This is a genomic window from Streptomyces sp. MB09-02B (assembly GCF_033794485.1).
In the GTDB taxonomy this organism is placed as follows: Bacteria; Actinomycetota; Actinomycetes; order Streptomycetales; family Streptomycetaceae; genus Streptomyces.
In genome coordinates this window covers 1-7,922 of sequence record NZ_JARGEE010000404.1, presented here as the reverse complement: position 1 = coordinate 7,922, position 7,922 = coordinate 1, and the positions used below count along the sequence as shown (strand labels likewise).

Genomic DNA, 7,922 nt, shown 5'->3' with positions numbered 1-7,922 from the left:
GTCGGGGCGGGGGGAACACCCGTGCAGTCGAGGGCCCTCGGTTGTGGGGCCAGCCTTGGACGTCCGGTAGCGCCGGGGGGTGGCCTGGGTCGGGTGGGCCCTGGGGTCGGGGTCCGGGGCGCCACGGAGGGCGCGGGCGTTGTCGAAGGTGACCGGCCCGGGGGCCGCCGGCAACCCTCGCGACGGCAGCCGTCACGGGACGGTCACCTTCGATAACGCTCGCACCATGGGAGCGCTCCCAGACCCGCGTCGAAGGGACGGCCATGCAGACGACACCCCGCCACTTATCCCGACGGACGATGGTCGCCGCAGCAGCGGCGGGCCTCGTCTCCACGGTCGTGTCCCCCGCGCGGGCCGCCGAGGCCCGGGCGGCCCGCTTCCACACGGTGGGCCGGGTCAGGCGGGCCGCCGACGGGACCGTCCGGTACAGCTGGCCCGGCGTCTCCTTCGAGGGACGGTTCCACGGCTCCGGCGTCGGGGTGGTCCTCGACGACGCCGACAACGACTACGACGTCCAGGTCGACGGGGCGACCGTCGCCACGCTCGTCACCCCGGGCCGTACCGTCTCCTGGGTCGGCGGCCTCTCCGACGGCGTCCACCGCGTACGGGTGGTGAAGCGCACGGAGAGCCCCTGGGCGGTCGGCCGGTTCGGCGGGTTCGTCGCGGGTCCCGGCGGCGGGATCCTCCCGGCACCCCGGGCACGGCGCCGGCAGATCGAGTTCATCGGCGACTCGTACACCGCCGGATACGGCAATGTCTCCGAGATCCGGGACTGTTCCGGCAACGGCGGGGTCAACCGGAACAGCAATGCCGATCTCGCCTTCGGGGCACTCACCGCGCGGAAGCTGGCCGCCGACTCCCAGATCAACGCCTTCTCCGGGCGCGGCATGGTCCGCAACTACAACGGCGGCGAGCCCGGAACCGACTTCCGCACGTACTACGACCGGGCCCTGCTGAACGTCGAGGGCGACGTCTGGCGGCGGCCGCGCTCCTGGTGTCCGCAGGTCGTCGTGGTCGGTCTCGGCATCAACGACTTCTCGACGCCCCTGAACCCCGGGGAGCGCTGGAGCACGACGGCCGAGTTGGTCGCCGCCTACGAGAGCGCCTACCACGGGTTCCTCGACAAGCTGCGCGCCCGGTACGGCCCGGGGACGTTCCTCGTGGTCGCCGCTGCCCGCCTGTGGAACACCACGGCGTTGGCGGAGGCCACCGCGCGGATCGTCGAGGAGCGGGCCCGGCGGGGCGACGGCCGGGTGAGCCACTGGTACTACGACGACCCCGGCCTCGACTTCCTGGGGTGCGACTGGCATCCCTCGCTCCACGACCACCGGATCATCTCCGGGCTGCTCGACACGCACCTTGCGGGGCTGCCGCTGCGCTGGTGAGGCGGCCGTCGTCGGGTGGGACCGGACTCAGGCCGACAGGGCTCAGGCCGGCAGGGCGCGGCCCGGCTGCAGCGCGTCGAGCAGGCCCGTGTGGTGGAGGGTCGCGACGGGCGCGAGGAGGTCGGGGTGGCGCAGGAGTGCGGCGGCTCGCCGGTCGAGGTCGTCCGGGCTGAGGAGCCGGCGGAAGGCGGCGGGCGTGCCGGCCGTGTGCGGGGACCCGTCGAGGGCGTCCACGGCGGCCCGGGCCAGCGTGGCATCGGACAGGAGGCAGGCCGCCCAACTGGCCACGACCTCGTCCACCCAGGTCCGCCAGGCGTACTCGTCGGGTGTCGGGGTCTCGTCGTGGCCGGTGATCCAGTCGAGCCGGGCGGAGCCGCCCGGTCCGGCCATGCCGACGAGGGCGGCGTCCATCGGTGTCGGATAGCGGAGCCAGGCGGCCACGGTGACGGCCTGCCGGGCCTGCGCCTCGCAGAGGGCGCCGTCCAGCGCGCCGCCGCCCGCCGGGTAGGCGCGCGTCAGCCACTGGGTGGTCGCCGCTATGAGGGGGGAGAGATCTGCGAGCACGCTGGGCCATCCGTGGGTACTGGGGGACGCGTGGCAAAAGTAGTCGTGCGCCGCCCACCCTCAAATGGCGCAGGCCACGGAACGGACGTGTCCTGGGCCACACCTGTGCGCCGCACTGACTCACCGGACGTCAATACGACGCATTCGGGACGGCGGGGGTTTCACTGACCTCCCCAGAGGTCCGGACGACCGGAACGGAACGCCGGGACGTGCAGGCAAGGAGCGACGGACATGGCACACGGCGGAGACGTCATCGAGGAACTGAAGGCGGACCACCGGGAGGTGGCGGAACTCTTCGGCAAGATCGAGGAATTGCCTACCGGTGACCCGAAGCGTAAGGAGTTCGCCGACCTGGTCACCATCGAGTTGGTACGGCATGCCGTCGCGGAGGAGGCCCACCTCTACCCGGCGGTCCGCGAGCACCTGAGCAACGGGGACGCGGTCGCCGACCGGGAGTTGGCGGATCACACCGCCGCCGAGCGCACCATGAAGGAACTGGAGCGGCGCGGCGCCGACGACCCGGAGTTCGACCGGCTGATCACGCAGCTGATGGCCGAGGTCAGGCATCACGTCCGGGACGAGGAGAGCAATCTCTTCCCGCAGTTGGCGAAGGCCGCTTCCGCCTCGGTGCTGAACGACCTCGGCGACAAGGTCCGCCGGGCCAAGAAGCTGGCTCCGACCCGTCCCCACCCGGCGGCCCCGACCAAGCCGCCGGCCAACAGGATCCTCGCGCCGGGCCTCGGACTCGTCGACCGGATGCGCGACGCGTTGAGCGGCCGGGGCAAGGAGTCCTGAGAGGCATACCGTTGCCCGCCATGAGGCTTCTGATCATCGGCGGCAGCGGTTTCCTGGGCGGCGAGTTGGCGCGCCGGGCCGTGGCGGCGGGACACGAGACGTCCGCGACCTACGCCTCCCGGCCGCCCGACACCCGGCACGACGTCCCGCCGGACCTCTCCTGGCACGAACTCGATCTACGGGATCCCGCGGGGCTGACCGAGGTGCTGGCGCGGGTGGCTCCCTCGGTCGTCGTCAACGTGTCGAGCGGCGACTCGGACTGGGCGGTCACCGCCGAGGGCGGGATCCGGGTGGCGGAAGCCGTGGCCGGGCGGGGCTGCCGGCTGGTCCATGTGTCGAGCGATGCCGTGTTCTCGGGCGACGGCGGCCCCTACGACGAGACCCGCCTCCCGGATCCCGTCACGCCGTACGGTGCCGCGAAGGCGGCGGCGGAGACCGGGGTCCGGCTGCTGGCGCCGGACGCCGTCGTGGTGCGGACCTCGCTGATCATCGGGGACGGGCAGACCCTGTCCGTGCACGAACGGCATGTGCGCGATCTGGCGGCCGGTGCCCGCGACGGTGTGCTGTTCACCGATGTGGTGCGCTGTCCCGTGCACGTGGCCGACCTGGCCGCCGCGCTGCTGGAGCTGGCGGCGTCCGAGGTGGCCGGCGTCCGGCACGTCGCGGGGCCGGACGCCCTCACCCGGTACGAGCTGGGTGTCCTCGTCGCCCGCCGCGACGGTCTCGATCCGAAGCGGCTGCCCGCCGGGCGCCAGGCCGACGGCGCCCGGCGGGGAGCCCTCGACGTCCGGCTGGACAGCCGGGTCACCCGGCGGCGCCTGCGCACCCGGCTGCGTGGCGCCCGCGAGTTCCTCGCGGAGCCGCCGCCCTGACGGACGTTCACCGGGCGGTGTTTCAGCGTGCGGTGCGGGCGAGGTCGGCCATGACCTCGACGGTGCGGTCCAGTTCGGCGTCGGTGTTGTAGTAGTGCGGGGAGAGCCGGACCAGGGGGTGGACGCCTCGGTGTTCGGTGTCGAACTGGGTGTGTTCCGGGACGGTGGTGGTGACGTAGCGGTAGGAGACGGGACCGGCGAGGTCCGGGCTCACCAGCGTCCAGGTGATCGGCACCCGGCCGGCCACGGGGTCGGCGATGCGGGCGAAGGCCAGTGTGGTTGAGGGCCGCGATGGAGATGTCGCTCGTGGCGTCGTAGAGGCAGTTCCCGACGCCGGTCGCGCTGTAGAAGGTGCCTTCGCCGGAGTAGGTGACGCCGGGCCGGACACTGGCGTACGCCGGTGCGGGGGCCGCGGTCAGGAGAGCGGTGGCGGCGGCGAGGAGGGTGAGCCGACTGCGCGTGTCGATGCCTTTCGAGGACGGCGGGGCGTGCTCGGGGGCCGAGATCCTGACATCGTTGAATCCTCAAGTGAAGCGGGTTTACGGCCATACGCCCGGAAGACCCGAGTCGCACCCGGGCCCTTGTCACCCACGGACGAACACGGGGCCCGCAGGACTCATCTCCCGCAAACAGAACGGGGATCCGCCCGGTCCGGCCCACCTCCGCTGCCATATTCGAAAGCCACTTCGGAGGTGGCTGTGACGCTAGAGGTGACGACATCCCGGGCGAGGCAGGTGGCGGACCGTACGCCCGGCCGAGTGCCCGCGCGGACCCCGGAACCGGACCCCGAGCCGGTCCCGGAACCGGACCCCGAGCCGGTCCCGGAACGGGGACCCGTGCCGGTCCGTGCGCACACCGTCGACCCGACACCCGACCGGACCGTCGACCGGACACCCGACCGGACCGCCGACCGCATCGCCGAGTTGGACGGCCGCCGGACGCGCGCGCTCACGCCCGGCGGGCCCAGGAGACGCGGGGAGTACGGAGCCCGCGAGCGGATCGATCTGCTGCTGGACGCGGGCTCGTTCACGGAGACGGGCCTGTTCGTACGGGCACGGCCCACCGGGGACGGCGGCCGGCGGCCGTACGGCGACGGGGTGGTCACCGGGCACGGCACGATCGACGGCCGTCAGGTCTGCGTCTTCGCCCAGGACGCCACGGTGTACGGCGGCAGCATGGGCGAGGCCTTCGGGGAGAAGACCCTCGCGCTGATGGACCTCGCCCTGAAGACCGGCTGTCCGGTCATCGGGCTGAACGACGGCGGCGGCGCGCGCATCCAGGAGGGCGTCACCTCTCTCGCCCTCTACGCCGAACTGGTGCGCCGCAACGTCCAGGCGTCCGGCGTGATCCCGCAGATCTCGGTCGTCCTGGGCCCCTGTGCGGGCGGGGCCGCGTACTCCCCGGCCATCACCGACTTCACCGTGATGGTGGACGGCGCCTCGCACATGTTCGTCACCGGCCCCGACGTCATCGAGACGGTCACCGGCGAACGCACCAGCGCCGAGGAACTGGGCGGCGCCCGCACCAGCAACACCGTCAACGGCAACGCCCACTTCCTCGCCGCCGACGAGGTCGACGCCCTCGACACCGTGCGCGACCTGCTGTCGTACCTGCCCGCCAACAACCTGGAGCGGCCGCCGCAGTACGCGCCGGGGGCCGCGCCAGCCGGGCCGTGCCTCGACACGGTGGTGCCGGACCGGCTCGGCCAGGCCTACGACATGCGGGAGGTGCTGCGCGCCGTCGTCGACGACGGTGAACTCCTGGAGATACAGGAGCTGTTCGCGCCGAACATCATCTGCGCACTGGCTCTCGTCGAGGGAGCCACGGTCGGCGTCGTCGCCAACCAGCCGCTGCGCTCGGCCGGGGTCCTCGACATCGACGCCTCCGAGAAGGCCGCGCGGTTCGTCCGGTTCTGCGACGCGTTCGGCATCCCCCTGCTGACCTTCACCGACGTCCCCGGCTATCTCTCCGGCGTCCGCCAGGAGCAGGCCGGCATCATCCGCCGGGGCGCCAAACTGCTGTACGCCTACGCCGAGGCGACCGTCCCCAAGGTGACGGTGGTGGTGCGCAAGGCGTACGGCGGCGGGTACGCGGTGATGGGGTCCAAGCACCTCGGCGCCGACATCAACCTCGCCTGGCCCACCGCCCGGATCGCCGTCATGGGCGCCGAGGGCGCGGTGGGGGTCCTGCACCGCCGCGAACTCGCCGCCGCGGACGACCCCGAGGCGCTGCGGGCCCGCCTGGTCACCGCGTACGAGAGCACGTACGGGACCCCGTACCTCGCCGCCGAGCGCGGGTACGTGGACGCCGTAATCGCCCCGCGCGACACGCGTGCCCACATCTGCCGCGCCCTGCGCGCGCTGCGCGGCAAGCGGGCCCCGATGCCGGAACGGCGTCACGGCAACATCCCGCTCTGAGCGTGCCCACGCGTGAGCGCGTCCTGCGGGGCGCGCGCCGGGTCCGCCGAGTCCCGCCACCGTCGGCCACCGCCATCACCCCGTCACCGCCATCACCCCGTCACCGCCGTGACCGCAAGCCGTCCCGCGACATGAGGAGCCGTGCCCGATGGACAGCCGCCGCCCCCCGCTCGCACCCGCCTTCCGGAGTCTGCCGGAGTACGTGCGGCACTGGGCCGAGACCACCCCCGACCGCCGGGCGTTCACCTTCGTCGACCATCCCGCGCCGCAGTCGCGGGGCGTCCACCGCACCCTGACCTGGCGTCGGCTGGACCTGCGCGTACGGGCCGTGGCCGCCCGGCTCGCGGCGGAGGCCGGGGCCGGGGAGCGGGTCGCGGTGCTGTGCCCGCAGGGGACGGAGTACGTCACCGCCTTCCTCGGGGCGCTCGCGGCCGGTCTGGTCGCCGTACCGCTGTACCCGCCCGGTCTGCCCGGGCAGGGCGACCGGCTGTCGGCGGTACTGGCCGACGCGTCCCCGGCGGTCGTCGTCACGACGTCCCAAGTCCTGGACGGGGTAGTGGAGTTGTGCGAGGGCCGGGCGGTTCGGGTCGTCGCCGTGGACCGGATCCCCGACTCGGCCGCCGATGACGAGCGGCCGCCGTCCACGGCCGACCCCACCGCCGTCGCCTATCTCCAGTACACCTCCGGCTCGACCCGCACCCCGGCGGGGGTCGAGATCACCCATGCCAATGTCGTCGCCAACGGCCGCCAGGCGCTGTCCGCCTACGGTGCCGACGCGCACCCGGCGACCTGTGTGGGCTGGCTGCCCCTGTACCACGACATGGGGCTGGTGCTGAGTGTCGCGGCGCCGGTGGTGCGGGGGCTGTTGTCGGTCCTCATGGACCCGGTGGCGTTCCTGCACGAGCCCGTGCGCTGGCTGCGGCTGTTGGCCGCCCACCCGCGCGCGTTGAGCGCGGCGCCCAACTTCGCCTACGACTACTGCGCTTCGGCGGTCACCGAGGCGCAGAAGACGGGGCTGCGCCTGGACGGGGTCATGGCGCTGATCAACGGCAGCGAGCCGGTCCGTCCCGGCACGGCCGACCGCTTCCACGCCGCGTTCGCCGCCCAGGGCCTCGTCCCGGAGACGCACTGTCCGTCGTACGGCCTGGCCGAGGCGACCGTCTTCGTCAGCGCGGCGCGGCCCGGCGAGCCGTTGCGCGGATTCGCGCTCGACCGGGACGCCCTGGCCTCCGGCAAGGCCCTGCCCGCGCGCCCCGAGGACCCGAGGGCCGTGCTGCTGGCCGGCTGCGGTACGCCGGCGGGCCAGCGGGTGCGGATCGCCGACCCGGTGACACGGGTCGCGCTGGCCGAGGGCGAGGTCGGCGAGATCTGGGTGCAGGGCCCCAACGTCGGCCGGGGCTACCGGAACCAGGACCAGCAGACCCGGCGCGTCTTCGGCGCCCGGCTCGCCGATGCCGCGTCCGGTCCGGGCGAATGGCTGCGGACCGGCGACCTGGGCACGGTCCTGGACGGGCAACTGCTCGTCACCGGCCGGCTGAAGGACCTCATCGTCATCGACGGGCGCAACCACTACCCGCAGGACGTGGAGGCCACGGCCCAGGAGGCGCATCCGGCCGTACGGCGCGACCGGCTCGCCGCGTTCGGTGTGCCGGGCGGCACCGGGGAGCGGGTGGTCGTCGTCGCGGAGCACGCGCGGGCCGTGCCGCTCGCCGACATCGACGTGCCGGCCCTCGTGCGGACCGTCCGCGCGGCCGTCTCCGCCCGGCACGGGCTGCGGCTCGCCGACGTCGTCCTCGTCCCGCCGGGGTCGGTGCCCCGGACGTCCAGCGGGAAGGTCTCGCGGGCGTCGACCCGCGAGCGCTATCTGGCGGGTGCCTTCGGGGTGGGGG

General features: G+C 73.6%; 7 protein-coding genes. 5 read left to right on the top strand and 2 right to left on the bottom strand.

Going from position 1 to position 7,922, the window contains the following annotated elements; translation table 11 throughout:
* The first annotated feature begins 299 nt into the window (after positions 1-299).
* Positions 300-1,385, top strand: a complete 1,086-nt coding sequence (locus P1P70_RS36035; RefSeq protein ID WP_319245297.1) for an SGNH/GDSL hydrolase family protein — start codon at positions 300-302, stop codon at positions 1,383-1,385.
* Positions 1,386-1,427: 42 nt separating this feature from the next.
* Here the strand turns inward: P1P70_RS36035 and P1P70_RS36030 are convergent, their stop codons facing one another.
* Entirely contained in the window at positions 1,428-1,949 is a 522-nt protein-coding gene (locus P1P70_RS36030) for a hypothetical protein (protein WP_319245296.1), read from the bottom strand.
* Between the two features lie 231 nt (positions 1,950-2,180).
* On the opposite strand from P1P70_RS36030, the gene P1P70_RS36025 reads away from it, so the two are divergent.
* Together P1P70_RS36025 and P1P70_RS36020 are read left to right on the top strand one after the other, a co-directional pair.
* The gene (locus tag P1P70_RS36025; RefSeq protein ID WP_319245294.1) at positions 2,181-2,744 is read left to right on the top strand and encodes a hemerythrin domain-containing protein; all 564 of its coding nucleotides are present in this window, start codon (positions 2,181-2,183) and stop codon (positions 2,742-2,744) included.
* A gap of 20 nt (positions 2,745-2,764) precedes the next feature.
* A complete protein-coding gene (locus P1P70_RS36020) occupies positions 2,765-3,616 on the top strand; it encodes an SDR family oxidoreductase (protein ID WP_319245293.1) in 852 nt (283 codons plus the stop codon).
* 22 nt (positions 3,617-3,638) lie between these two features.
* Here P1P70_RS36020 and P1P70_RS36015 read toward each other — a convergent pair whose 3' ends face one another.
* Positions 3,639-3,863 (bottom strand): hypothetical protein, encoded by a 225-nt coding sequence (locus tag P1P70_RS36015; protein WP_319245292.1) that lies wholly within the window; start codon positions 3,861-3,863, stop codon positions 3,639-3,641.
* Positions 3,864-4,374: 511 nt separating this feature from the next.
* Here P1P70_RS36015 and P1P70_RS36010 point away from each other — a divergent pair.
* Positions 4,375-6,033, top strand: a complete 1,659-nt coding sequence (locus P1P70_RS36010) for an acyl-CoA carboxylase subunit beta (RefSeq protein ID WP_413471628.1) — start codon at positions 4,375-4,377, stop codon at positions 6,031-6,033.
* Between the two features lie 148 nt (positions 6,034-6,181).
* On the top strand, positions 6,182-7,922 hold a 1,741-nt coding region (locus tag P1P70_RS36005), incomplete at its 3' end, for a fatty acyl-AMP ligase (RefSeq protein ID WP_319245290.1).

Coding starts and splice junctions, on each gene's coding strand:
- P1P70_RS36035 (WP_319245297.1), top strand. CDS start 300: ATGGTCGCCGCAGCAGCGGCGGGCCTCGTCTCCACGGTCGTGTCCCCC.
- P1P70_RS36025 (WP_319245294.1), top strand. CDS start 2,181: ATGGCACACGGCGGAGACGTCATCGAGGAACTGAAGGCGGACCACCGG.
- P1P70_RS36020 (WP_319245293.1), top strand. CDS start 2,765: ATGAGGCTTCTGATCATCGGCGGCAGCGGTTTCCTGGGCGGCGAGTTG.